Below are 22,613 nucleotides of genomic sequence, written 5' to 3'. Positions count from 1 at the left end.
AATACCCAACTGCCAGCTACGAAGTAAGTTGGTTAGGCGATACGCCATACTTTTCTTTAAAGGAATAAGAAAAATGCGATAAGCTTTTAAAGCCCAGGTCGAGATAAATGGCCGAGGGCTTTTTCCGTTCATGTTCAATAAGGTACCTGGCTGTTTCCAGCCGTTTACCTTGCAGCCATTGCCGGGGCGGCGATTGGAAGGTTTTTTGGAAATCGCGTTTAAAACCAGCCAGGCTGCGGCCGGTTAAAAGCGCGAATTGCTCAACAGGAATATTAAAATGAAAATTATGGAGCATAAACTTTTGCAGGTCGATCTTATGCGGCTCGGAAAAGTCGAAGAAAAGGTCGCGCAGTGCGGGCAATGCATCAATGAGTAAGGTAACTCCCTCTTTCACTTTCAGGATGCCCAGCTTGTCAGTCATCTCCACCCCTGATTCGCGCGCGTACGGAACCACCGATTTAAAATACCCCTGCAGAAATTCATTAGCGGGGACCAGCCGGTTTAACGGGCCGGTATATTTCCCGTTTGCCGCTATTTTTTCCTCTAATGCTATTCTGCGCAACAGGTCTTCCTGCAGGGATATCACAATAGTTTCATATTGCCCGCCGGGTGGCGGTTGTTTACTAAGTGTACCTACCTGATTCTTCGCGATCAGCAATGTTTCTCCCGCGGATATGGAGATCCGCTGCGTGGCGGTTTGCAGCGTTAAAGTGCCAGACAACTGCATCACCAGCGTATGGTAGTTCCACAGGCACACCTTCTCTTTACACGCTGTAGAGAGGTACGAATAAAATAACACACCGGGAAGAATCTCTTCTGGACTGATCATTTATGAGCGCTGCAAGTAGGTATCACCGGTTATGGCACCGGGAGCAAAAGTAGTGTTCAAAGTGTTTATCTCATCGGGAGTAAAGGTTATATCCATGGCGGCCAGGTTTTCGGGCAGGCGGGTGCGGCGGCTCATACTTACCAAAGGCATTATATGTTCGCCCTGCTCCTTTACCCATGCAATGGCCAGCTGTGTTGGCGTGCAATTTTTATCGCCGGCCAGCTGCTTAAGCACCTCTACCTTCTCCAAGTTATGAATAAGGTTCTCACCCTTGAAACGGGTAAAAGCATTACGATAATCATTTTCCGGAAGCGGAGCTTTCAAGTCGCCGGTTAGTAAACCCTCGGCGGTATTGGCGAATGCCACAACACCAATGCCCAACTCTTTGGCGGCCGGTAACAGGTCTTTCTCAATCTGTCGATCAGCCAGTGAGTAGCCTATCTCCAGCGCGCTGATGGGATGAACGCTGTTTGCCTGGCGCAGCTGATCTGCCGTTATTTCTGATACGCCAATGTATCTTACCTTGCCCTCTTTAACCAGATCGGCAACGGTACCAATAATATCCTCTACCGGCACGCTGCCATCCATGCGGCTGGGTTGGTACAGGTCTATGGTTTCAACACCCAGGCGGGTTAACGAGTAGTTGATAAAATTTTTAATAGATAAAGGCCGCAGATCAAGCCCCAGCCAGTGCCCGTTGTGGAATATGGCGCCAAACTTTACGCTGATAAATGCATCATCTCTTCGGTTTTTAATGGCCCTGCCTATTAGCATCTCATTATGCCCGGCGCCATAAAAATCGCCGGTGTTTAAAAAGTTGATGCCTTCATCTAACGCCTGGTTGATCGTGGCTATGCTTTCGGTTTCATCAGGTGTGGAGCCTCCCCATATAGATGACATACGCATACAGCCTAAGCCAAGCCGTGATACATAAGGGCCATTATGGCCCAACTGAATTTTTTCCATGTTTTTCATACACAAAGATCATTCTAAAAATGGCTTTTAAGTTTCGTGTACGGCTCAATTATCAGGCGTGTACGGCTCAAATTTTAAACACAGTGATCGTCGGTATCTTTTCCTATACTCAGATATAAAACTAAAAAAGCGCCGATAGGTTTACCGGCGCTTCTCTTTGTATGTTATTCCTTAGCTTTTTTAGGAGCTGGGGCTTTCTCTCCTGCAGGTTTTTTTGCCGGGCGGGGTTTTGCCGGTTTCTTAATTTCCTCTTTAGGGGTATCAGTATGCGCTTCGGGGGCATCATGAGTAATTACCAAGGTAGGCTCGGCTTGCTCGTCAGAAAGCGGCTCCTGGCGGTCGGGCACTGTAGCGGTGGCTTTAGTCGAAGCTTTTTTTGGACTCACCAGTTCCGCCAGAACGGTGCGACCGCCTTTAACCACCTGGTTAAGCTCCACGTTTATTTTGGTGCCAAGGGGTAAAAAAACATCTACGCGCGAGCCGAATTTGATAAACCCAAACTGGTCGCCCTGCTTTACCACATCGCCTTCTTTTACATACCATACAATGCGGCGGGCCAGTGCGCCGGCTATCTGCCTGAACAGTACCTGCACGCCATCGCTATTTTCTGTTACAATGGTGGTACGCTCATTTTCGGTAGATGATTTTGGATGCCACGCTACCAAATATTTGCCGGGGTGATATTTAAAATATTTAATGAACCCGCTGATAGGGTTACGGTTAACATGCACATTTACTGGCGACATAAATACCGACAGCTGTATGCGGCGGTCTTTTAAAAATTCCGGCTCGTCGGTTTCCTCAATCACTACCACTTTGCCGTCGGCTGGGCAAAGTACCTGGGTTTCGTTCACCTCAATATCAAATACCGGGCTACGGAAAAACTGAACAATAATTACAAACAGCAGGAACGACAGGATATACACGATCCACTTTACCACAAGCGCTTCGGGGAAATAAAATTGCATCAGCGCGTTTATCACAAAAATAAACAGGATGCAAAGTGCAAGGGAGGTATATCCTTCTTTATGAAATCTCATTATTATATGGTATTTATTACAAAACTAAGCATTTAAAATAAAGTGCAGATAGGTATATACAACCGGCGCGGCAAACAATAGCCCGTCAAAGCGGTCAAGCACGCCACCGTGGCCAGGCAATAAACCACCCGAGTCCTTTACATTTATACTGCGCTTAAACATAGATTCTATCAGGTCGCCGGTGGTACCGATTACCCCTATAATAATAGCCATGCTTACCCAGTGCTTCCAGTCGAGGTCGGTATAATAGTGGCTGATAACAAATGCCACACCGGCGGCAATAAGCACCCCGCCAATGAAGCCCTCCCAGGTTTTTTTGGGCGAATGGCGTTCAAACAATTTGGTACGCCCAAATGCACGCCCCGTAAGGTACGCGCCGGTATCATTGCTCCAAAGCATCAGCAGAAACGCCAGCGGGAAATGGAAATTATAAGCGCCCTTGACGTAAGCGAGCGCATGAAAAAAAGTAAACGGAATTACCGTGAACACCAGGCCTAACAAGGTAAAGCCAATGTTGGCGAAGGGCGATACGGATATTTTGTAGAGCTCCTGTATAAATACGGCGGCCAGCGTAAGCGTTAGCAAAAACAGCAGTTGATGATAAACAGGTTCATCGTGATAGTTGATGAGGCCAAACAACACAAATATGGCAACCGCGTTTATAAACCCGGTGCCACGGTTTACCGTAATACCGCTCTTAATAATGAGGCCGTAAAACTCGTGCAGGCACAACAGGGTAAGCAACAGGTAAAAACCCATAAACACCTGCGGCCCCAGTAGCAGCGAGCCGATCATTACAATTAAAAAGAAGAAGCCGGTTATGGCGCGTGTTTTCATAATGTTATCTGGTTCAGGATCATCATCTCAATAGCCCGGCTAAAATTATCCTGGTGCACATAAACTTCCACTTCGCCAAAGTTTTGATGGGATGATGCCTGCCTGTTGAGTAAAACAGCGTTAATATGGTTCCCGGTAAGCATTTGCTTAACAATTTCCGACTGATAGTAATTGGAAGACGTAAATACTTTAACCCAGTTTTTCTCCATTTAATTCGGGACTGTTTTTACCCCCGGCTATTTTTTTGTAAACCAGCAGCAAAATTATAATAATTATCAGGCTAAAAGCATACTGCCAAAAAGTAAATATATGCTGGTCGTCGGGGTTAAGTTTTATACGTTTATTCTGGTACAGGTAAGTGGCCACCACCGCTGTACCATTGTTTAAAAAGTGGCCCCAAACCGCGGGCCATATGCTACCGCTGTAAACCACAAAGTAACCGAACAGCGCGCCAAGCAGCATACGTGGCAAAAAGCCGTAAAACTCCAAATGAAAAGCGCTGAAAATAGCCGCCGTTACCCAAATAGCGGTATGCTTGTTCTTAGTCCATTTCAACAATATGGTTTGCATCCCCCCTCTGAACAGGAACTCTTCGGCAATGGCGGTGAACAGGCCTACCAATAATACATTCTTAATGCAATCCCACAGGCTGTTCATCTGCAAAAGAGCCGTGGTAAGCTGTTTAGCATTTTCTTCGCTTTGCTTCATCCAATCCTCCAACCACTTTAGCCATGAAGGCAAAACCATTTGATGGTTAATGTTACTCAATAGTTCTATCAAAGGCGATGAAACCATCATAACAAAAAATACCACCACAAAAAGTATGGGTGTAAAGCGCCAGGTTGTTTTCAGATATTCAGCTGGTTTACGCATTACCCATGCGGCAAATATTACCGGCCCGGCAAAAAGAGGGATGGTCATGGTTACCAACTGCAAAAAATAAAGCGCGGGTATAACTTTGGGGTTATCAGTATTTACAGTAGCTATATCTTTAACAAGTTGACTATCGTACACCAACAATCCAATAACGGCCACCACGTTCATGATTACCCAAAGCCCTGCACATATCACTAAAAAGTAAAAGAATTGCCTTCTTGCAGATGTTTGATTTACAGGCGCTTTCGTCATATAGCTCAAATTGCGTAAATTTGCAGCGTAAATATAATCATGTCTGTACAAATAGGGAACATAGATTTAGGGGAATTTCCGTTGCTGCTGGCGCCGATGGAAGATGTGAGCGATCCGCCTTTCCGTTATGTGTGTAAGCAAAACGGGGCCGATATTATGTACACGGAGTTCATCTCATCAGAAGGTTTGATACGCGACGCGGCCAAAAGTCGCCAGAAGCTGGATATTTTTGAATATGAGCGCCCTATCGGCATCCAGATCTTCGGGAGCGACATTGAGCACATGCGCGAAGCTACCGAGATAGCTACACAGGCAGGCCCCGACCTGATGGATATTAACTATGGCTGCCCGGTAAAAAATGTGGCTTGCCGTGGCGCGGGTGCCAGCCTTTTGCAGGATATTGACAAAATGGTAGCCATGACCAAAGCCGTGGTGGAAGCTACCCACCTGCCCGTTACGGTGAAGACCCGCCTGGGCTGGGACGATAATACCAAAAACATTTACGAGGTGGCCGAACGCCTGCAGGATGTAGGTATTAAGGCACTAACCATACATGGCCGCACACGCGCGCAGATGTATAAAGGCGTTGCCGACTGGACGCTGATACGTGAAATAAAAAAGAACCCGCGTATAAAAATCCCCATATTTGGCAACGGCGATATCGACTCGCCCGAAAAGGCGGCCAACTGGCGGCTGGAATACGGGGTTGACGGTATGATGATAGGCCGTGCGGCTATTGGCTACCCCTGGATATTCCGCGAGGTGAAACATTTTTTTGCTACCGGCGAGCATCTGGATAAGCCAACCATTGCCGAGCGCATTGATGTTTGTAAAACACACCTGCTTAAATCAATGGAGTGGAAAGGCCCCAAAACGGGGATTTTTGAGATGCGTCGCCATTACAGCAACTATTTTAAGGGGTTGCCTGATTTTAAGGAATTTAGAATGAAACTTGTTGTTGCCTCATCCGTTGAAGAGATAATGGATATATTGGAACAGGTTGATAAAAAATATAGCCTGGAGATGGCTTAATTTTTGAATTACAACCGATATATTTGAATAAGGAGATCAAGATAATAACATGGCTACTACTATTACTGAGGGTGTTAAGGTTTCGGTTGAAACCATTTACCAGCCAGAGTACTCAAACCCGGCTAACGACCACTTTATGTTCGCTTACCGCGTGAGTATTGAGAACATGGGTAATTACGCGGTACGTTTAATTAGCAGGCATTGGTATATTTTTGATTCAAACGGCGCTAAACGCGAGGTTGAAGGTGAAGGTGTAGTAGGTGTACAACCTATTATAGAGCCGGGCAACAGCCACGAATATGTGAGCGGCTGTAACTTAAAGACCGACATGGGCAGCATGAAAGGCGAGTACCTGATGGAGCGCCTGCTGGATAGCTCAACCTTTAACGTAAAAATACCAGAGTTTTACCTGATAGCCCCTTACCGATTGAATTAAACTTCTACACTGAAAATATTTAAGCCCCGGTAGTTTTTCTGCCGGGGCTTTTGTTTTATACTTCTACATGTCATTGCGGGGAGCGTTAGCGACGTGGCAATTTCATAGGCAGTTCTTCGTTAGTAATGGTAATGCCTTATGAAAGCCACTGGATGTTACTTTCTTTTTCCGCAAAAGAAAGTAACCAAAGAAAACTCGCGACTTGGTAACGTACTACAATGCCAATGCTAAGGCAACGCCTGTGGTACCCGTACGTTACACCATGTCGCATTTGTTCGGTGTGGTTCTGTCTGTGCTTTGGTTATACACAGTTCATGCCGAGGTACAAAGCATCTATTATAGAACTTGAAGCACATTAGATTCTTCGCTACCGCTCAGAATGACAACAAATACTTTTCCGTCAGCAAAACTCAATGTTCTACTGTATTGCACCAAGGTTAAACTATGTCATTGCGAGCGAAGCGCGGCAACCTCAGAGGACAAACAAATATTCGCCTACCAGTGAGATTGCCATCACGACAAAACAAAAAACCTGCGTTGAAAAACGCAGGTTTTTTGAATGATTTTATAAAGCAATCGCTGATTAAGCGATAGTAATTAAACTCGTTTTGATTTGATACGGGCAGCTTTACCGGTAAGGGCACGCAGGTAGTACAATTTAGCACGGCGCACTTTACCAACATTGTTTACTTCAATTTTATCAATGTTTGGAGAGTTAAAAGGGAAGATACGCTCAACACCAATACCATTAGAAACTTTACGTACAGTGAAGGTTTCGCTGTTACCAACGCTGTTACGTTGTAATACAACACCTTGGTAAACCTGGATACGCTCTTTGTTACCTTCTCTGATTTTATAATGTACGCTTACAGTGTCACCGGCTTTAAAAGCGGGGAAGGTATTTTTAACTACTGATTGCTCTTCTACAAATTTTACTAAATCCATGATTTTTAGCTCTTAAAACCGATTTTTAACCCGTAAAAATCGGAGTGCAATAATACGGAAAATGTTTTAATTAGAAAACACTTTTAAAAAATTTCCACAAAATATTTGTTGTTAACAATTTTAGTTGGCGATTGGGTGAACTGGTTGATTACGTGAATGGTTAAGAAACAGCCTACCGACCCACCTTACACATTCTATTCTCCCTTCAGGGGGTTAGGGGGCATTTACTCCAACAGGTCAGGCCGGCGTTGTTTGGTACGTTCCAGCGCCTGTTCAAAACGCCATTTTTCTATATCGCCTGCATGGCCGCTCAGTAAAACATCCGGCACTTTATGGCCATTCCAGTCTGCCGGACGGGTATAAATGGGCGCGTCCAGCATATCATCCTGAAAAGAGTCAGACAAGGCCGAGGTCTCATCGCTCAAAACGCCCGGTATCAATCTTACCACGGCATCTACCAAAACAGCCGCGGGCAGTTCACCGCCGGATAGTACGTAGTCTCCTATGGAAATTTCGCGGGTTACATAAATATCGCGTATGCGCTGGTCGATCCCTTTATAATGACCGCAAAGCACAATGATGTTTTTTTTGATGGATAGCTGGTTGGCAATACCCTGGTTTAAGGTTTCGCCATCGGGTGTCATAAAAATCACCTCGTCGTACTCGCGTTCACTTTTCAGCTTTTCAATACAGGCGGCAAAAGGCTGTATGGCCATCACCATGCCACTGCCACCGCCGTATGGGTAATCATCCACGCTTTTATGTTTGTTGGTAGAGTAATCGCGCAGGTTATGCACCACAATCTCGCTGATGCCCTTTTTTTGGGCACGCTGCAAAATAGAATGGGCAAAAGGGCTCTCCAGCAAACCCGGCAATACCGAAATAATATCAAAACGCATGGGGCAAAGATACTTTTAATAGAGGCAAGAGCCAAGAATCAAGAAACAAGAGCTATACAACTTAATTCCAAATTCTTGACTCTTGGTTCTTGACTCTAATGTCTTATATCTCTTTCTGTATTTGCCAGCAGTGGCCGTATGGGTCTGTAATATCGGCCTGGCGGTAGCCGTAGTCGTAATCCCGCGCGGGAGAGGTGACTTTCGCGCCGGCCGCAACGGCGCTTGCTACTACCGCATCCACATCATCAACAAATATATTGACTGATACGGTGCTGGCACCAGCCTTTTCCGGACTGATCAACTTTGTTTCCCACTGCTCGTGCAGGTGAAATATCGCGCCGTTCAAACTCAGTTCCAGCACATGGATGCTGCCATCATCATTACTGAACCGACGTATTTCTTTTGCACCGAAAGCGTCGTTATAAAAACTCACTTCTTTAAGCCCGTTGGGAATAATCAGCATTGGTGCGAAAACCTGGTTTGCCATATACCTAAGTTAGGCAATAACATTTGGTTATCAACCTTCTAAGTAAATATCCAGCAGGCCTTCCGGGAGGTCAACGTATACTTCTTCGCCTTCCACATCAATGCCTTTAATAATTTCCACGTTGAGCGGGAAAAGCACTTCCTTGTTATTAAAATACACCGAGGCGATCAACTGCTGCGGATATTCCATAACACTGTCTATCTCGCCAAGCTCGCCCTGCTTTTCATCCACCACCAAAAAGCCTTTTAGGTCTTTTAATGTAAACTCTTCTTTTTTCTTTTTGGGCTTTAGTTTGTTGGGCAGGTAGATATCCTTTTTAGCCAGTAAGGCCGCTTTCTCAACGGTATCTACATCCTCCAGGTTAAGGTAAGCCTGGTTGTTTTGCAGGTATTTAATTGAGCTAATGAAGTACGGCACCAGTTTACCGGCTATCTCAATAAACACCGAGTTGAATTTGATCTGCTCAATACCGTCAAAATCGGTATACATCACCATTTCGCCTTTCAGGCCCTTGGTTTTTAATATACTCCCTATCCGGAAATGTTCTTCTGTTTTCATTTGCAAATATCTGTTTAAGCTCCTTGTTTTAAGCAGGGCTAAGTGTACCGTTCTTAGTTTCCAAAAGCGTTCCGCGCGGAACACCTAAGGGAAATTCCATTTAATTGATTGTCAGCATTTTAATATCAAAACGCATCATTTTACTGACAAAAAATTGTCAGCCTCAACCAGCTATCAACCAGGGCATTACCACCGTACCACCAACGCCATATATTCTAACCGGAACACGGGACTTAGTGTATCACCAAAACAATAATGGCGAAGAACATACGTCCTTCGCCATTTGTAAGATTCAAGAACTGATGTCCTTCCTCTCTTAATAAATTACTCAGCGCTTTCTGCAGCTTCTTCAGTTGCAGCACCTTCTTCAGCAGCAGTAGTTTCTTCTGCAACTTCTTCAGCCGGAGGCGTGTTTTTAGCAGCAATAGCAGCGGCTTTATCTTCTTTCTTTTTAGCTTCAGCAATTAAAGCAGCTTTGCGGGCCTCTTCCTTAGCTGATGCCAGGTTTGATTTCTTACCGGTTATTTTACCGTCTTTTTGCTCTAACCATGCAGCAAATTTTTCATCTGCCTGCTCTTGGGTTAAAGCACCTTTAGTAACGCCACCCTGTAAGTGTTTTTTGTATAATACCCCTTTGTAAGAAAGTATTGCACGGCAGGTATCAGTTGGCTGTGCGCCATTGTTAACCCACTCAAAAGTTTTATCAAAATTGATGTCAATTGTAGCCGGGTTAGTGTTTGGGTTATAAGAGCCAATACGCTCAATAAACCTACCATCCCTTGGTGCACGGGCATCTGCTACTACGATGTAGTAAAAAGGTTTTCCTTTTTTACCGTGTCTTTGCAATCTGATCTTAGTTGCCATTCTTTGTTTTTTATGTATTCAACATTACCCCCGGAGTTCTTTCTGCGGGGACGCAAAGGTATAATTAATTTTAAATATATAAAAGGCTTATAATTAAATCGTTTGTGGACTCCCCCCTGCCCCTCTCTGCTACGCAAGGGGGAGATTAGTTTAGACTCATCCTTTCCTCTTTCTACTCTGTAAAAAGGATTCTCTCTTAACACCCTCTTTGCTTAGCAGAGAGGGTCGACGAGCGCAGCGATGTCGGGGTGAGTAAACCCAGGGCATTGGGTGCCGCTATCTAAAATATTTTCAAAATTTTGTGTAACAAGCGTAATACAGCAGCATCTTATAATCGCTATGCAGCCAAGGTCTCATAAAGCTGCAAGTTATTGTGAGGGCCCGCACCTTAAGGGTTCCGTTAAATAAATCACTTAAACAAAATGTCTGAAAATTTATTGATCCAGTTCTGGTGGGTATTTCCGCTGGTAGCTGCTGTTCTGCTGTACAAATTTGTACTGCGTGTTTTCTTTGGTATGATCATCGTTCCGGATGACCGTATTGGTTTAGTTGTTAAAAAATTTACGCTTTATGGCGATACGCGACTGCCCGATGGGCGCATTATTGCCACAAAAGGCGAAGCCGGTATGCAGGCGGCGCCGCTTGCGCCGGGCCTGTACTGGCGCATGTGGCCATGGCAGTATGCCATTACCATGGAGCAGTTTACCATTATCCCACAGGATAAGCTGGGCCTCGTAAAAGCCAAAGACGGTGCGCCAATGGATACCGGTCGTGTATTGGGCAAACCGGTTGATTGCGACAAGTTTCAGGATGGGCGTGCCTTTTTAGAAAACAACGGGCAAAAAGGCCCGCAGGCTGCATTCCTTACGCCGGGTAGTTACCGTATCAACACCTTCCTGTTCGAAATTGTGATGGTGCCCATCACCCGTATACAGGAAAACAAAGTGGGCATTGTGACCACGCTGGACGGGGAGCCTTTGGATAAAGGCGAAATTGCCGGCGGCTCGGTTGAAGGGCACCGTAACTACCAGGACCCCATGGCCTTTATTAAAGCCGGCGGTAAAAAAGGTTTGCAGGAGGACGTGATCCTCGCAGGTACTTACTACCTAAACCCCTGGTTTGCCATTGTGGAGCAGGTAGATATGATACATATCCATATAGGTTATGTGGGTGTGGTAAACTCTTTCGTAGGCCCCGAAGGGCTCGACACCAGCGGCGTTGGCTTTACCCATGGCAACATCGTAGCTAAAAACGAGAAAGGTGTTTGGGACGAACCGCTTGACCCGGGTAAACACCCCATCAACATCTACACCCATGCGGTAGAGATAGTGCCTACAACCAACATTGTGTTGAACTGGGCAAACAGCCGCACCGAATCGCACGAGTTGGATAAGAACCTGTGCACCATAAGCGTGCGTTCATCAGATGGTTTTACCTTTAACCTTGATGTTTCGCAGATCATCCACATACCGCGTAATGAGGCGCCTAAAGTGATTGCCCGCTTTGGTAATATGAAAAACCTGGTATCACAGGTATTGGAACCAACCATCGCCAACTACTTCCGTAACTCGGCACAAAAAAGCGGTGTGATAGAGTTCCTGACCAATCGTTCGCAACGGCAGGAAGATGCCCGCCAGCAAATAAGCAAAGTACTCGCCGCTTATAATGTGGAGGGCGTAGATACCTTAATTGGTGACATCGTACCGCCGGAAGCGCTGATGAAAACCCTTACCGACCGTAAGATAGCCGAGCAGGAACGTGTTACCTACGAGATACAGAAAAGCGCGCAAATAGAACGTAAAGAGTTTGAAAGCGCTAAAGCCGGTGCCGACATGCAGCCCGAGGTGGTAAAATCAACCCGGCAGGTGGAGATCAATACGCAACTGGCCGCCTCAAAGGTTGCCGCTGCTAAAGGTGATGCCGAATCTCGCATTATCAACGCCAAAGCAGATGCGGAAAATAAAACCATTACCGCAAAAGCAGATGCAGAGGCCAAAACCATTAATGCCAAAGCCGATGCCGCAGCTACGGAAGTAAACGGTAATGCCGATGCCGGAAAAATTAAAGCGATAGGTTTGGCAGAAGCAGAAGTTACCAAGCAAAAAACCGAAGCAATGGGTACCGAACAATATGCTATAGTTCGCGTAGCGGAAGCCCTGGCCAGCAACGGCATAAAACTGGTGCCTGAAATACTGGTAAGCGGTAGAGACGGCGGCAGCAACGGCATGATAGATGCCCTGATAGGTAACGAAATGCTGAAAAAACTGCAAAGGGAAAGCGAAACTAAACCCGATGCCAATCAGTCATAACCCTATTAATCCTACAAAAAGAAAAGCCCCGATCACTTTGTTATGATCGGGGCTTTTGATTATGGTCGTATAATCCGGTGATTGGAGCCGGTTTACTTCACGGTTTGCGCATAAATATATTCCAGCTTATATTCTTTGAGCTTACTATCATAATCGGCCAGTTGCCTGTCAGACCTAAAAAAGCCTTCAACAGCATACAAAAACTGCGTATCGTTTTGAAACACGGCCTCTAAATTATTCATAGTAAGCGCTTTTATGGCTGTATCAGGTTTTTGGCTAAAATAGAAATCTTCTACCCTTTTAACGCCCCTCGTATTAGGCTCCAACTGGTAAGCAGAATACAGATAAATACCCTTTTCAGCTATGATCTTGTACGCCGTGTTTTTAAAGTAGCGATAATCGGCACCTTTTAGCCTGTAGCCAAAGATTTTGTCCTTGCGCAGATAAACGGGTGAGGCACCTTGCTTTATTTTTACATTAGCCCAGTCAAACAGTCCGTTAAAACGGATTTGCCCGGCTTCTGCTTCGGCTGTATAGCTTAATTTGTGATTAATAAAGTCATCCGCAGACAGGTAAATGCCGGATGATGATTGTGCTTTCACTGTTATGGTTAGCAGCATGGTCGCAACAAATAAGGATGCGATACCATAAATTCTGAATGATTGTTTCATGATCTTACTGAAAAGTTTAATTAAAAACGAGTCATTAAAGCGATGACAAACCTGTTCTCTGATTTTACAAGGTCGGGCGTAAAAGATGGGTCGGCCGGTATGTATGAGTTAGGGTTGAATGATGTTGCCGGGTTGGTTTGGTAACCTGATGCGCTGGTAACCCCACCATTACCGTTAAAATACGGAACGTTCATAAACCGGTGTACTAACTCAAAACGTACAGTAAGGAATTGGTTAGGATTATAGTCCAAACAGGTTGACCCATCCCAGCCGGCCATTTTAGAACCGGGCGTTGATGCTGCCAGGAACGAATCTGTTGCCTGGCCGGGGGGTACTAATGCCAGGTAGCGGCTTGGGTTGCTCATAAAGCCCCCACCGAGGGTCCATCCCCATTTCATTTCCTTACCAAACCACAAACGGTTATAGGCCATCGCGCTGATAAAGTTTGAGGCGTTTTTGCCAAATGCCGAATAAACCACATTGCCCGGCGCTGTACCATTCTGAAAACCAAAATCAGCAGTAAGTGTGAAAGCGGCACGTTTTATACCCGATGTGCTCTTGTTTGCCGCATCAAAATATAAATGCTGTATAGAGTTATCTGTATGGTATCTTTTTACTCCGGGCGCGCCGGCTACGTCTGTACCAAAATAGTTATTACTTACAAAAGAAAAGGTTGGGCTTGGCCTGGTATTAACCGAAAAACCGAACCCCGGCATTTTGTTAAACACGCCGTAAGACTGCCAGCCGTTAATGATCCATAACTCCACTTTGGTAGTTACCGATGGGAAAGCCTGTACCCTTATACCATTAAAAAACCATGGGGTATTATCAGAGGTATAAGATGGCTGGTAGCTCCAGTTCTCGAAGTTATTATACGAGTACATACCTATATATGACATGAAGATACCCATATCCACGTTGATACCATGCCATGCGTTAAAGTGGTAACCACCATAGGCTTCACTAAGGTATCGGTAAGCGTCGGGCAGGTCATACTGCCCCTTGTAACCGCTGTAATCATTACGCGGCACAACGGTTGAGCGGGTACCAAACTGCGTCATGATACGGCCGCGCACATTGTCGTAATGGAAATCGCCGCCAATACCTACAAATGATACAGCCACCTCACCGTTCCGCGCAAGCGCTGTTGAACCCGTTACCGTATTATCAATAGGGTTATGGTTAGAGCGGGTATAGTTCATGTCGAACGTAAAGTCGCCGGTAAAGTATTTATTATCCAGTAGTTTTGATGTTTGGCGGTTCTGGCCGTTTATCCACGAGAAATCAGCATAGCTTAGCGGCTCTGCATCCTTAGGTATCTCGAATTTCTTTTTGGTGGAATCCTGCCCAGGCTTAAGTGCAGTAGCCGTTTGGGCCATACCCGTGATGGTGCTGCAGGCGAGCGCGAAGGTTAGTGCGGTAAAGATTTTTTTCATGTTTACTTGCTTAAATTTTACTTCTGTTTATTTGGGATAGATCAACTATCCGATTGGCGTATACCACACAGATGCCAAATTTTAAGCAATAAATAAATAGCTGCTTATCAGCATTTTATAACAAAACACATTCAATATAGCAGCCATATTATTTTTAGAATAGGAAAATAGTTGTCAGATTGAGAATATCAGATATGGTATTCTTCCATCTTGCGATACAAGGTTGACAGGCTGATCCCCAGCATTTGTGCTGCTTCGCGTTTATTACCGTTAGCCTGGTGTAAGGCCCTGCGAATGTAACGGGTTTCCAGGTCGCTCAGATCAAAAGAATCACCTTGTTCTGCAAAAGTATCTTCAAAAAAATCGGCGGGAAGCGAAGCAATGGTCAAATCTTCACCGCAATTGATGATCAACAGGCGCTCCATCAGGTTTCGTAACTCACGGATATTCCCCGGCCACTGATGTTCCCGCAAACATTTTAACAGTTCGGGGTTAATAGCGGGCACCGGTTTATTAAACTGTTTAGCAAACACTAATGCAAAATGCCCGGCAAGGGCTTGTATGTCATCGCTACGCTTGCGCAAAGGCGGGAGCGGTATAGTGTAAACAGCAAGCCGGTAATACAGGTCCAGGCGGAATTTGCCATTAATGGCCTCGCTTTTAAGTTTTCTGTTGGTGGCAGCCACAATGCGGGTATTTACACGCGTGGTACGGGCCTCGCCTACACGGTTAAAAACACCGTTCTCCAACACGCGTAGCAGTTGTGCCTGTAGTTCAATATTCATTTCACCTATCTCGTCCAGAAAAAGTGTACCGCCATCAGCCTCTTCAAAAAGGCCCTTTTTATCTTTTAAGGCACCGGTAAACGAACCGGCCACATGCCCAAACAGCTCACTTTTTAACAGATCGCCTGAGAAAGAGCTACAGTTAACGGCAACAAACGGTTTATCGCGCCTTGCGCTTGCCTTATGTAGCGCCTGTGCAAACACCTCTTTACCGGTCCCGGTTTCCCCGAGAAGCAATACGGTAGTATCCGTATCGGCTACTTGCTGCGCCATGGCAACTGCTTGTTTAGTTACCGGCGAGTTTCCAATGATGTAATCAAAACTGTATTCATGCGGGATATGCTTTCTTAAAGCTTTTACTTGCATGCCTAACCGGGCTTTTTCGGCGGCACTTTTAACAATGGGTACAATACGCGCGTTGTCATCGCCTTTCATAATATAATCAAAGGCGCCGTTCTTTACCGCTTTTACGCAATCCTTAATAGACCCAAAGGCGGTTAGTACCACCACCTCTACTTTCTCAAAGCGGTCTTTTATCTTTTTAACCAGTTCAACCCCGTTCGCGTCGGGCAGTTTTACATCACTAATCACCACTGCTATCTCGTTCTCTCCAAGCAGTTTTAAACCAGCGGCCGCGTTTGGTGCTTTAAATACGTTAAACTCTTCGTTCTCTATTATTCGTGAAAGCAAATCCCTGAACTTGCCTTCATCTTCTATAATCAAAATATTTCCTGCTATCATACAATTCGCGCGCACTGCTAAAAACATGCCCGTTTTCATTGTGAGCCATTATTACCCATTCATAGGCACGTATAGGCGACTTATTCATATCTGTATATAAACTCCGCCTTGTCATTTTGGGAAAGCATATTTTCAAAATGAAAACATATACGGCCCGGAATAACATAGCATTTTGAGGACTAAAAATAATTATATCGTTTATAAGCCTGTTTTGAGCCGCATGGCTCTTATCATAAATGCAATGGCATTGCCATTGTGTAGGCTCAGCAGCTACAGCTAATTAAGGTTCAAATGACCATTAAAAATTTACTACGTATAGGGTTTGGTGTATTATTCGCGCTTACGTCGCTTATTTCAGCATTGGCCATTGTTAACCTGCATAGAATAGCACGGGATGACAAGGCCATTCTGCGCGACAATTACGAATCGCTTATATTCATTAAAAATATTAATGAAGCACTTGATATGCCCGACATCCCAAATGATGTGCAACAGCAGATCATTCAGCAAAATATCACCAAAGAGGAAAAAAACATTACCGAACCGCATGAACAGGAATATACCGACACCCTGTTCGCAAACTTTATAAAATTTAAGCAGTACAGCAACGATCCGCTTAAAAGAGCGGTTTTCCGTGCCAGGATGAAGGATGCCGTATATCGTATTTCAACCGTTAACCTAAAAGCCATTTATGAGCGTAACGCGAAAGCCAATATCGGCGTAAACCGGGCCATGCTGAATATGAGCATGCTCGGACTAATTAGTTTATTAATTACCCTTCTATTCCTTTTTAAGTTCCCCAATTACATCAGCGCTCCCATCAAGCGGTTTATATCGGCTTTTGGTGAGATATCAAAAAAGAACTATGAAGTGAATGTCCGTTTTCCCGAGAATAGCGAGTTCCAAAGCCTTGGCCGCTCGTTTAATGAGATGGTACATAAACTGCGCGACTACGAGGATGGGAACCTGCAAAGTATCAGATTTGAACGATTACGGGTTGAAACCCTTGTGCAAAACGTTACTGACGCTATTATTGGCTTCGATGGAAACGAACGTATAATTTTTGCTAACCCTATGGCTCTTAAAATACTGGGGGTTGCCGAGGATGAAATAAAAGGCAGAAAGCTTAAAGAAATTGCCGCCTGGAACTATGTGATCTCTAAACTTATCCAATCAGAAAACGCTATTTATGACCTGAAGCTTGATCTGGACGGAGAACAAACTTATTTTACCAGAGAGTTTTTTGAGATACACCTGCCTTCAAATAAATCTGGCGAAAGCAAGATAGGCCACTTTGTATTGCTCAAAAACATCACCAGGTTTTACCACCTGGATGAAGCGAAAACTAACTTTATAGCCACCATATCGCATGAACTAAAGACGCCTATAGGTTCCATTAAAATGAGTACCGCGCTGTTACAAAATGAACGGTACGGCGCTATTACCGAATTTCAGCAGGAATTGATAGATAATATTGAGGAAGACAGCGACAGGCTGCTCAGGATCACCTCTGAACTGCTTGACATGGGCCAGGTACAAACCGGAAAGCTACTGCTCAACTTTACCGCGACAAAACCCATTAGCATTGTGAGCTATGCTCAAAAAAGTATAAAGGTATTGGCAGACCAAAAGGGCATTTCCTTACAGATAGGTTGTGCAGAAGACCTGCCCGAAATATGGGCTGACCCTGACAAAACCGCATGGGTATTAATTAACTTGCTTACCAATGCCATTAAATACAGCCCAGACAATGGTATAGTTGAGGTAACAGTAAACCGTATTGCCGATTACGTGCTTGAATTTTCTGTAACAGACCACGGAGAAGGCATCAAAGAAAGTTATCTTTCGCGATTATTTGAGCGTTATTTTAAAGTGCCAGGCGAAGACTCCAATGTATCAGGCACCGGCTTGGGGCTCGCCATCGCGAAAGATTTTATTACTGCCCAAAACGGCCAAATTGGCGTAGAAAGCCAGGTTAACCAAGGCAGCCGGTTTTACTTTACGCTTCCGGTACACCCTTACTAATCAGCTCCCGGGTGGAAAAAGCTATTACTTTTGCCTGAACCAAACCTGAATAGGCGCACCGTTAAATTCAAAATTCTCGCGAAGCTGATTTTCTATAAAGCGGTAGTAAGGGTCTTTAATGTATTGCGGCAGGTTACAGAAGAAAGCGAACATTGGCGTAGCGCCGGCTATCTGCGTAATATATTTTATCTTGACATATTTACCCTTAATTGATGGCGGAGGGTATTTCTCAATGATTGGCAACATCACCTCATTCAGCTTTGAAGTAGGGATTTTGCGGGCCCTGTTCTCATAAACCTTATTGGCCACATCAATCACCTTCAAAACACGCTGTTTTTCCAATACCGAAGTAAATACGATAGGCACATCTGTAAACGGCGCTATCTTCTGGCGTATCTGCTCTTCAAATACCTTGATGGTTTTGCTGTTCTTTTCAATCAGGTCCCACTTGTTCACTACAATAACAACGCCTTTTTTATTCTTTTCGGCCAGGTGGAAAATATTGATATCCTGCGACTCGACACCTTCAACCGCGTCAACCATCAGAATAATCACATCCGCCTCTTCCAAAGCCTTGATGGTACGCATCACCGAATAGAACTCAATGTTTTCTTTCACCTTGGTTTTTTTACGCATCCCCGCAGTATCTATCAGCATAAAATCATGCCCGTACTGGTTGTAGTGGATGTGTATAGAATCGCGCGTGGTGCCGGCAATTGGCGTTACGATGTTGCGGTCTTTACCTATTAAAGCGTTGATGATAGATGATTTACCTACGTTAGGGCGACCAACAATGGCATACTTAGGGCGGGTATTCTCTTCCAGCGGAACATCCTCAAAATGTTTTACCACTTCATCAAGCAATTCGCCGGTACCCGAGCCGGTCATAGAAGAGATGGTGTATATCTCGCCCAGGCCAAGGCTGTAAAACTCGCTGGCATCAGCAACCTGGGATGTGTTATCGACCTTGTTCACCACCACAAATACAGGCTTGTTACCTTTACGTAAAAGGGTAGCAATCTCATCATCCAGATCGGTGATACCTGTCGTAACATCAACTACAAAAAGGATAGCAGTAGCCTCCTCAATAGCAATGATCACCTGCTCGCGGATGGCGGCTTCAAAAACATCGGCAGAATTGGCCACGTAGCCGCCGGTATCAACTACGGTAAACTGGTGGTTGGTCCACTCGGAAGCGCCGTAATGCCTGTCGCGGGTAACGCCGCTAAAGTCGTCAACAATGGCCTTGCGGCTTTCGGTTAAACGATTATATAATGTGCTTTTGCCAACGTTAGGGCGGCCTACTATAGCTACTATGTTACTCATTTTTGATTTTAGATTTTAGATTCTTGAGTTACGATTTGAAACCGTTAACGCTAAATCCATGCAAATTTACAAACCCGATAAGCAAAAATCTAAAATCGTAATTCGTAAATCGTAATTCGAATTATTCGTACCCGAATTTCTTCAGGTAATTTTTTTTGCTGCGCCAGTCGGGGATCACCTTTACAAACATCTCCAGGAATATTTTGCGCTGAAAAAATTCTTCCATGTCCCGGCGGGCATAAGTGCCTACAATTTTCAGCATCTCGCCTTTGTTACCTATGATGATGTTTTTTTGCGACTCGCGCTCCACAATGATCTCTGCACTGATGCGATAGATCTTAGGGTCTTCCTTAAAGGCCGTAACAATCACCTCGGTGCTGTAGGGTATTTCTTTTTTATACTGTTTAAATACCTGCGCACGTATCATTTCTGATGCGAAGAAGCGGTCGTTTCGGTCAGTCAAGGCATCTTTCTCATAATAAGGTGGATGCTCAGGCAGGTTCTCCAGCACGAAATCAAAGATACCTTTAATGTTATGATCATGAAGGGCAGATACCGCAAAAACCGCTTTCGGATTCAGTTTTTCCTGCCAGTAAGCAGCTTTGGCACGTACTTCTTCCTCGTTGCTGAGGTCTATCTTGTTGATCAATACCGCAAGTGGCGCATCGCTCTTTTCAAGCTTTTTAAGCACATCCTGCTCATCGTACTCTTCTTTAATATCGGTAACCAGCAGTATCAGGTCGGCATCAACAATAGAGCCTTCAACCTGGTGCATCATGCTCTCGTGCAGGGCGTAATGCGGTTTAATAATGCCGGGGGTATCAGAAAAAACGATCTGGTAGTCCTCATCATTAACGATACCCAATATGCGGTGACGCGTGGTTTGGGCCTTGGGGGTGATGATAGACATTTTTTCGCCAACCAGCGCGTTCATAAGGGTTGACTTGCCTGCATTAGGCTTACCAATGATACTTACGAAACCTGCTTTGTGCGACATAAAAATTATTTTAAAATATTATTTGGACTGCAAAGAAACGAATTATATCTTTGCAGTCCAATTAAAACGGAGAGCAAATTGCTTTTTTGACAATTGGAGCAAACATTTCGGAGTTATGCCCGTTATGTATAATACCAACAAGATAGTGCGGGATGGAGCAGTTGGTAGCTCGTCGGGCTCATAACCCGAAGGTCGTAGGTTCGAGTCCTGCTCCCGCTACCTGAAAACAAAAAAGCCTCTTAGAGAAATCTGAGAGGCTTTTTTGTTTACATAAAAAAGAGAGTAATCAATGAGGCCACTCTCTTTAAAGTCAAAATTAATTTGCTGGTTGCAAATAACCGGCGATGCCGTCGTACTTCCAGGTACCATTTCCCGCACCAAGTTCATTATAGCTATTAGAGTAAAAATGAGCTCCGTTTCCGGTCTTTTTCGAATACCGATATATAGCATTATATCCTGCAGTAGCGGTTGTGGTGATATATCCGCAACGTCCCTCAAAAGTTGCATTACTTGGGATTTCGTTTGGATCGGCAGTAAAAAAGTGGGTACCGCCATTTTTCAAAAACCATCTGAAAAACTGTGCTGTATTAGGATGTCCTTCGTCAACAAATACTTTTCCCAGTGCACCCTCAACTCTCCAATTGCTTTGACCAGACACTTCAGATGGTGACGTCGTTAATAAATAATCACCAGTTGAAGTGTTTAAGCATCTATACAATGTAGCTGTTTGCCATATCGTAGAAACTTGATTAGCTGGAACATATACGTTAGTATAATAGTCATGTACCGCTTGTGCTTTTGCCGGATCGGCAATCAAATCCCAAATTGCAACGAGACCATTATCACCAATGCCAATGAACTCGGCATTTGCGGGGGTCACGCTGTTAATCCAGTTACCATAATCAAGCGGTGCAGTTGAAGGGCTCCAAGAGATTGTTGTCGGAGTGAGACTCTTGGTCGGATCACCTCCATAACTTGCATAATGCAAATAGGTATTAGAAGCATTTTTGCTTGCCGTATTATCATTGGTGATTTTTGCATCGACGCTGATAAATGACGAAACACTAACGTTGAGCGATGCTGCAACGGTTTCGCTTCTGTTGTCAGCAGTAGTTTGGCCCTGATACATAACTACAAGCTTTGCTCCTAAATTAATATTTGTAAGAACGTACGGCCCAAAATTTTCAATGATGGACTGCGGCGTACTATTCGCAATGGCACTCACAAATCCTGGTGATAAGTAATTCCGTAAGATACTAGGATCATTGGTCATCCTTAAATTCTTTTCCTGAACGATCTGTTCAAAGCTCCCATACATATATTTTGAATTCCAGGCATCTGAAGAACTGTAACTCGACGTTAGATTTCCCTTAAAAAGTGCAAAACCACCAGTGACGTTTAGGTTAGCTGTGAACTTTTTAGAATAACTCTCCGCATTTTCGCCATATGCAAACTTAGTGCTATTAACCGTGTTTTGATTGTATGTATACAAAGTTGGCTGCGCAGCAACAAATGCCGCCACGTTGATTACGGGAAGCGTTGTCGCACTTGTCACAGCATATGGGCTTGAGCCACCAACATTGTAGCCATATCCTAGCACATCATATACACCGTCGCGTGCTGCTTTGGTCTCTAAGCGGGGCTGCTTTGTAATGGAAATTGATTTTGAGAGTTGGTCATTTTTTTTGCATGACCACAACATTCCGATGAGCGGAATAATAAGTAATACTTTTTTCATTTTTTGTGATTGATTTAGATTTTATTATTAGAATATCACACAAACACGCAATTATTAATTGCACGTGTAGTGTTTTATCCTATTTGTGCGGCAAATCTATGAATATTTTCTTAACGCTAATTAAAATTATAACTATTAAGCTATAGTTGTATTATCTCAAGCAACTTATAACCAGAAATTGAAGCCATGTTTAATTAATTTTATATGTATATCATTATTATTAGACTGATTTTGGGCAAGGAGATGTGTTATGGTATGTTTAAATGGGATAGAATCGCCCTGCTATTCAATCATGTCGTCGATTGAATAGTAGGGCCTCCGGTATTATCAAAAATCATTGATATGACAATGTTGGGCACACCGAATCAACAATAATCATTTGGACAGATATTATCAAAGGGCGTATGTCCTTACTGTAAAATGTTCCTATTAAAGTTTCCAATTCAGGATTTTGTCTACCCCTATAAACAAGAAATCTTAACTTTTTCTGAGTTGAGTTTTGCAAGCTACTTGTCTTCGTTACTTTTTAGGATTTCAGTGAAGATGGCACTTTCA

At 44.3% G+C, this 22,613-nt stretch carries 21 protein-coding genes, 1 tRNA gene and 1 pseudogene; 6 read left to right on the top strand and 17 right to left on the bottom strand.

The genetic code is table 11. The features are described 5' to 3' along the window. Positions 1-16: 16 nt before the first annotated feature. The 6 genes and pseudogenes from CKK33_RS04845 to CKK33_RS04820 form a co-directional block, all read right to left on the bottom strand. The gene (locus CKK33_RS04845; RefSeq protein ID WP_095703024.1) at positions 17-829 is read right to left on the bottom strand and encodes an AraC family transcriptional regulator; all 813 of its coding nucleotides are present in this window, start codon (positions 827-829) and stop codon (positions 17-19) included. Next, complete coding sequence (locus tag CKK33_RS04840) at positions 830-1,804, bottom strand: aldo/keto reductase (RefSeq protein ID WP_095703023.1); 975 nt, start codon at positions 1,802-1,804, stop codon at positions 830-832. Positions 1,805-2,190: 386 nt separating this feature from the next. Continuing rightward, positions 2,191-2,844, bottom strand: a pseudogene (locus CKK33_RS04835) (phosphatidylserine decarboxylase family protein); the annotation flags it as partial. Between the two features lie 24 nt (positions 2,845-2,868). Next, positions 2,869-3,681, bottom strand: coding sequence for a phosphatidate cytidylyltransferase (locus CKK33_RS04830; RefSeq protein WP_095703022.1), 813 nt, complete (start codon positions 3,679-3,681; stop codon positions 2,869-2,871). Further along, positions 3,678-3,890 carry a DUF2007 domain-containing protein gene (locus CKK33_RS04825; protein WP_095703021.1) on the bottom strand — a complete coding sequence of 71 codons (213 nt, stop codon included), beginning with the start codon at positions 3,888-3,890 and terminating at the stop codon, positions 3,678-3,680. Before CKK33_RS04825 ends, CKK33_RS04830 begins: the two co-directional genes overlap by 4 nt. Further along, positions 3,871-4,809, bottom strand: coding sequence for a CPBP family intramembrane glutamic endopeptidase (locus CKK33_RS04820; protein ID WP_095703020.1), 939 nt, complete (start codon positions 4,807-4,809; stop codon positions 3,871-3,873). Before CKK33_RS04820 ends, CKK33_RS04825 begins: the two co-directional genes overlap by 20 nt. Positions 4,810-4,848: 39 nt before the next feature. On the opposite strand from CKK33_RS04820, the gene dusB reads away from it, so the two are divergent. From dusB to CKK33_RS19695, 3 genes are all read left to right on the top strand, one after another. Next, positions 4,849-5,841: a tRNA dihydrouridine synthase DusB gene (gene dusB / locus CKK33_RS04815; RefSeq protein ID WP_095703019.1), complete on the top strand. Its 993-nt coding sequence runs from the start codon at positions 4,849-4,851 to the stop codon at positions 5,839-5,841. A 49-nt stretch (positions 5,842-5,890) separates the two neighbouring features. Beyond that, complete coding sequence (apaG, locus tag CKK33_RS04810; protein ID WP_095703018.1) at positions 5,891-6,277, top strand: Co2+/Mg2+ efflux protein ApaG; 387 nt, start codon at positions 5,891-5,893, stop codon at positions 6,275-6,277. 202 nt (positions 6,278-6,479) lie between these two features. Beyond that, a complete protein-coding gene (locus CKK33_RS19695) occupies positions 6,480-6,626 on the top strand; it encodes a hypothetical protein (RefSeq protein WP_233138148.1) in 147 nt (48 codons plus the stop codon). 248 nt (positions 6,627-6,874) lie between these two features. Here CKK33_RS19695 and rplS read toward each other — a convergent pair whose 3' ends face one another. The 5 genes from rplS to CKK33_RS04785 all read right to left on the bottom strand — a co-directional run bounded on the left by rplS (position 6,875) and on the right by CKK33_RS04785 (position 10,030). Further along, complete coding sequence (rplS, locus tag CKK33_RS04805; RefSeq protein WP_095703017.1) at positions 6,875-7,222, bottom strand: 50S ribosomal protein L19; 348 nt, start codon at positions 7,220-7,222, stop codon at positions 6,875-6,877. A 224-nt stretch (positions 7,223-7,446) separates the two neighbouring features. Further along, positions 7,447-8,121 carry a tRNA (guanosine(37)-N1)-methyltransferase TrmD gene (gene trmD / locus CKK33_RS04800; protein WP_095703016.1) on the bottom strand — a complete coding sequence of 225 codons (675 nt, stop codon included), beginning with the start codon at positions 8,119-8,121 and terminating at the stop codon, positions 7,447-7,449. A 103-nt stretch (positions 8,122-8,224) separates the two neighbouring features. Next, positions 8,225-8,608: a VOC family protein gene (locus CKK33_RS04795; RefSeq protein ID WP_095703015.1), complete on the bottom strand. Its 384-nt coding sequence runs from the start codon at positions 8,606-8,608 to the stop codon at positions 8,225-8,227. Positions 8,609-8,638: 30 nt separating this feature from the next. Then, positions 8,639-9,166, bottom strand: a complete 528-nt coding sequence (rimM, locus tag CKK33_RS04790; RefSeq protein WP_095703014.1) for a ribosome maturation factor RimM — start codon at positions 9,164-9,166, stop codon at positions 8,639-8,641. Positions 9,167-9,490: 324 nt separating this feature from the next. Continuing rightward, positions 9,491-10,030, bottom strand: coding sequence for a 30S ribosomal protein S16 (locus CKK33_RS04785; protein ID WP_095703013.1), 540 nt, complete (start codon positions 10,028-10,030; stop codon positions 9,491-9,493). Positions 10,031-10,452: 422 nt separating this feature from the next. Here CKK33_RS04785 and CKK33_RS04780 point away from each other — a divergent pair, with 422 nt between their 5' ends. Then, the gene (locus CKK33_RS04780; protein WP_095703012.1) at positions 10,453-12,339 is read left to right on the top strand and encodes an SPFH domain-containing protein; all 1,887 of its coding nucleotides are present in this window, start codon (positions 10,453-10,455) and stop codon (positions 12,337-12,339) included. Between the two features lie 92 nt (positions 12,340-12,431). Here CKK33_RS04780 and CKK33_RS04775 read toward each other — a convergent pair whose 3' ends face one another. The 3 genes from CKK33_RS04775 to CKK33_RS04765 form a co-directional block, all read right to left on the bottom strand. Continuing rightward, a complete protein-coding gene (locus CKK33_RS04775) occupies positions 12,432-13,010 on the bottom strand; it encodes a hypothetical protein (protein WP_095703011.1) in 579 nt (192 codons plus the stop codon). A 20-nt stretch (positions 13,011-13,030) separates the two neighbouring features. After that, positions 13,031-14,446 carry an outer membrane beta-barrel protein gene (locus tag CKK33_RS04770; protein ID WP_095703010.1) on the bottom strand — a complete coding sequence of 472 codons (1,416 nt, stop codon included), beginning with the start codon at positions 14,444-14,446 and terminating at the stop codon, positions 13,031-13,033. Positions 14,447-14,634: 188 nt separating this feature from the next. Further along, on the bottom strand, positions 14,635-15,999 hold the full coding sequence (locus CKK33_RS04765; protein ID WP_233138147.1) for a sigma-54 dependent transcriptional regulator: 1,365 nt from the start codon (positions 15,997-15,999) through the stop codon (positions 14,635-14,637). Positions 16,000-16,263: 264 nt separating this feature from the next. Between CKK33_RS04765 and CKK33_RS04760 the strand changes: the two genes are divergently transcribed. Next, positions 16,264-17,997 carry an ATP-binding protein gene (locus CKK33_RS04760; RefSeq protein ID WP_095703009.1) on the top strand — a complete coding sequence of 578 codons (1,734 nt, stop codon included), beginning with the start codon at positions 16,264-16,266 and terminating at the stop codon, positions 17,995-17,997. Positions 17,998-18,021: 24 nt separating this feature from the next. On the opposite strand, the gene der is transcribed toward CKK33_RS04760, so the two are convergent. Further along, positions 18,022-19,323 carry a ribosome biogenesis GTPase Der gene (der, locus tag CKK33_RS04755; RefSeq protein WP_095703008.1) on the bottom strand — a complete coding sequence of 434 codons (1,302 nt, stop codon included), beginning with the start codon at positions 19,321-19,323 and terminating at the stop codon, positions 18,022-18,024. A gap of 121 nt (positions 19,324-19,444) precedes the next feature. Continuing rightward, a complete protein-coding gene (era, locus tag CKK33_RS04750; protein ID WP_095703007.1) occupies positions 19,445-20,320 on the bottom strand; it encodes a GTPase Era in 876 nt (291 codons plus the stop codon). Between the two features lie 146 nt (positions 20,321-20,466). Between era and CKK33_RS04745 the strand changes: the two genes are divergently transcribed. Further along, a tRNA-Met gene (locus tag CKK33_RS04745) sits at positions 20,467-20,539 on the top strand. 97 nt (positions 20,540-20,636) lie between these two features. Here the strand turns inward: CKK33_RS04745 and CKK33_RS04740 are convergent. Next, on the bottom strand, positions 20,637-22,058 hold the full coding sequence (locus tag CKK33_RS04740) for an MAC/perforin domain-containing protein (protein ID WP_095703006.1): 1,422 nt from the start codon (positions 22,056-22,058) through the stop codon (positions 20,637-20,639). Positions 22,059-22,613: the final 555 nt, after the last annotated feature.

This window comes from Mucilaginibacter sp. MD40 (assembly GCF_002288635.1).
Lineage (GTDB): Bacteria > Bacteroidota > Bacteroidia > Sphingobacteriales > Sphingobacteriaceae > Mucilaginibacter.
This window is presented reverse-complemented; position numbering and strand designations above follow the sequence as displayed.

Excerpts from the sequence above, each read along its gene's own strand:
- CKK33_RS04845 (WP_095703024.1), bottom strand. The coding sequence starts at position 829 with ATGATCAGTCCAGAAGAGATTCTTCCCGGTGTGTTATTTTATTCGTAC.
- CKK33_RS04840 (WP_095703023.1), bottom strand. The coding sequence starts at position 1,804 with ATGAAAAACATGGAAAAAATTCAGTTGGGCCATAATGGCCCTTATGTA.
- CKK33_RS04830 (WP_095703022.1), bottom strand. The coding sequence starts at position 3,681 with ATGAAAACACGCGCCATAACCGGCTTCTTCTTTTTAATTGTAATGATC.
- CKK33_RS04825 (WP_095703021.1), bottom strand. The coding sequence starts at position 3,890 with ATGGAGAAAAACTGGGTTAAAGTATTTACGTCTTCCAATTACTATCAG.
- CKK33_RS04820 (WP_095703020.1), bottom strand. The coding sequence starts at position 4,809 with ATGACGAAAGCGCCTGTAAATCAAACATCTGCAAGAAGGCAATTCTTT.
- dusB (WP_095703019.1), top strand. The coding sequence starts at position 4,849 with ATGTCTGTACAAATAGGGAACATAGATTTAGGGGAATTTCCGTTGCTG.
- apaG (WP_095703018.1), top strand. The coding sequence starts at position 5,891 with ATGGCTACTACTATTACTGAGGGTGTTAAGGTTTCGGTTGAAACCATT.
- rplS (WP_095703017.1), bottom strand. The coding sequence starts at position 7,222 with ATGGATTTAGTAAAATTTGTAGAAGAGCAATCAGTAGTTAAAAATACC.
- trmD (WP_095703016.1), bottom strand. The coding sequence starts at position 8,121 with ATGCGTTTTGATATTATTTCGGTATTGCCGGGTTTGCTGGAGAGCCCT.
- CKK33_RS04795 (WP_095703015.1), bottom strand. The coding sequence starts at position 8,608 with ATGGCAAACCAGGTTTTCGCACCAATGCTGATTATTCCCAACGGGCTT.
- rimM (WP_095703014.1), bottom strand. The coding sequence starts at position 9,166 with ATGAAAACAGAAGAACATTTCCGGATAGGGAGTATATTAAAAACCAAG.
- CKK33_RS04785 (WP_095703013.1), bottom strand. The coding sequence starts at position 10,030 with ATGGCAACTAAGATCAGATTGCAAAGACACGGTAAAAAAGGAAAACCT.
- CKK33_RS04780 (WP_095703012.1), top strand. The coding sequence starts at position 10,453 with ATGTCTGAAAATTTATTGATCCAGTTCTGGTGGGTATTTCCGCTGGTA.
- CKK33_RS04775 (WP_095703011.1), bottom strand. The coding sequence starts at position 13,010 with ATGAAACAATCATTCAGAATTTATGGTATCGCATCCTTATTTGTTGCG.
- CKK33_RS04770 (WP_095703010.1), bottom strand. The coding sequence starts at position 14,446 with ATGAAAAAAATCTTTACCGCACTAACCTTCGCGCTCGCCTGCAGCACC.
- CKK33_RS04765 (WP_233138147.1), bottom strand. The coding sequence starts at position 15,999 with ATGTTTTTAGCAGTGCGCGCGAATTGTATGATAGCAGGAAATATTTTG.
- CKK33_RS04760 (WP_095703009.1), top strand. The coding sequence starts at position 16,264 with ATGACCATTAAAAATTTACTACGTATAGGGTTTGGTGTATTATTCGCG.
- der (WP_095703008.1), bottom strand. The coding sequence starts at position 19,323 with ATGAGTAACATAGTAGCTATAGTAGGCCGCCCTAACGTTGGCAAAAGC.
- era (WP_095703007.1), bottom strand. The coding sequence starts at position 20,320 with ATGTCGCACAAAGCAGGTTTCGTAAGTATCATTGGTAAGCCTAATGCA.
- CKK33_RS04740 (WP_095703006.1), bottom strand. The coding sequence starts at position 22,058 with ATGAAAAAAGTATTACTTATTATTCCGCTCATCGGAATGTTGTGGTCA.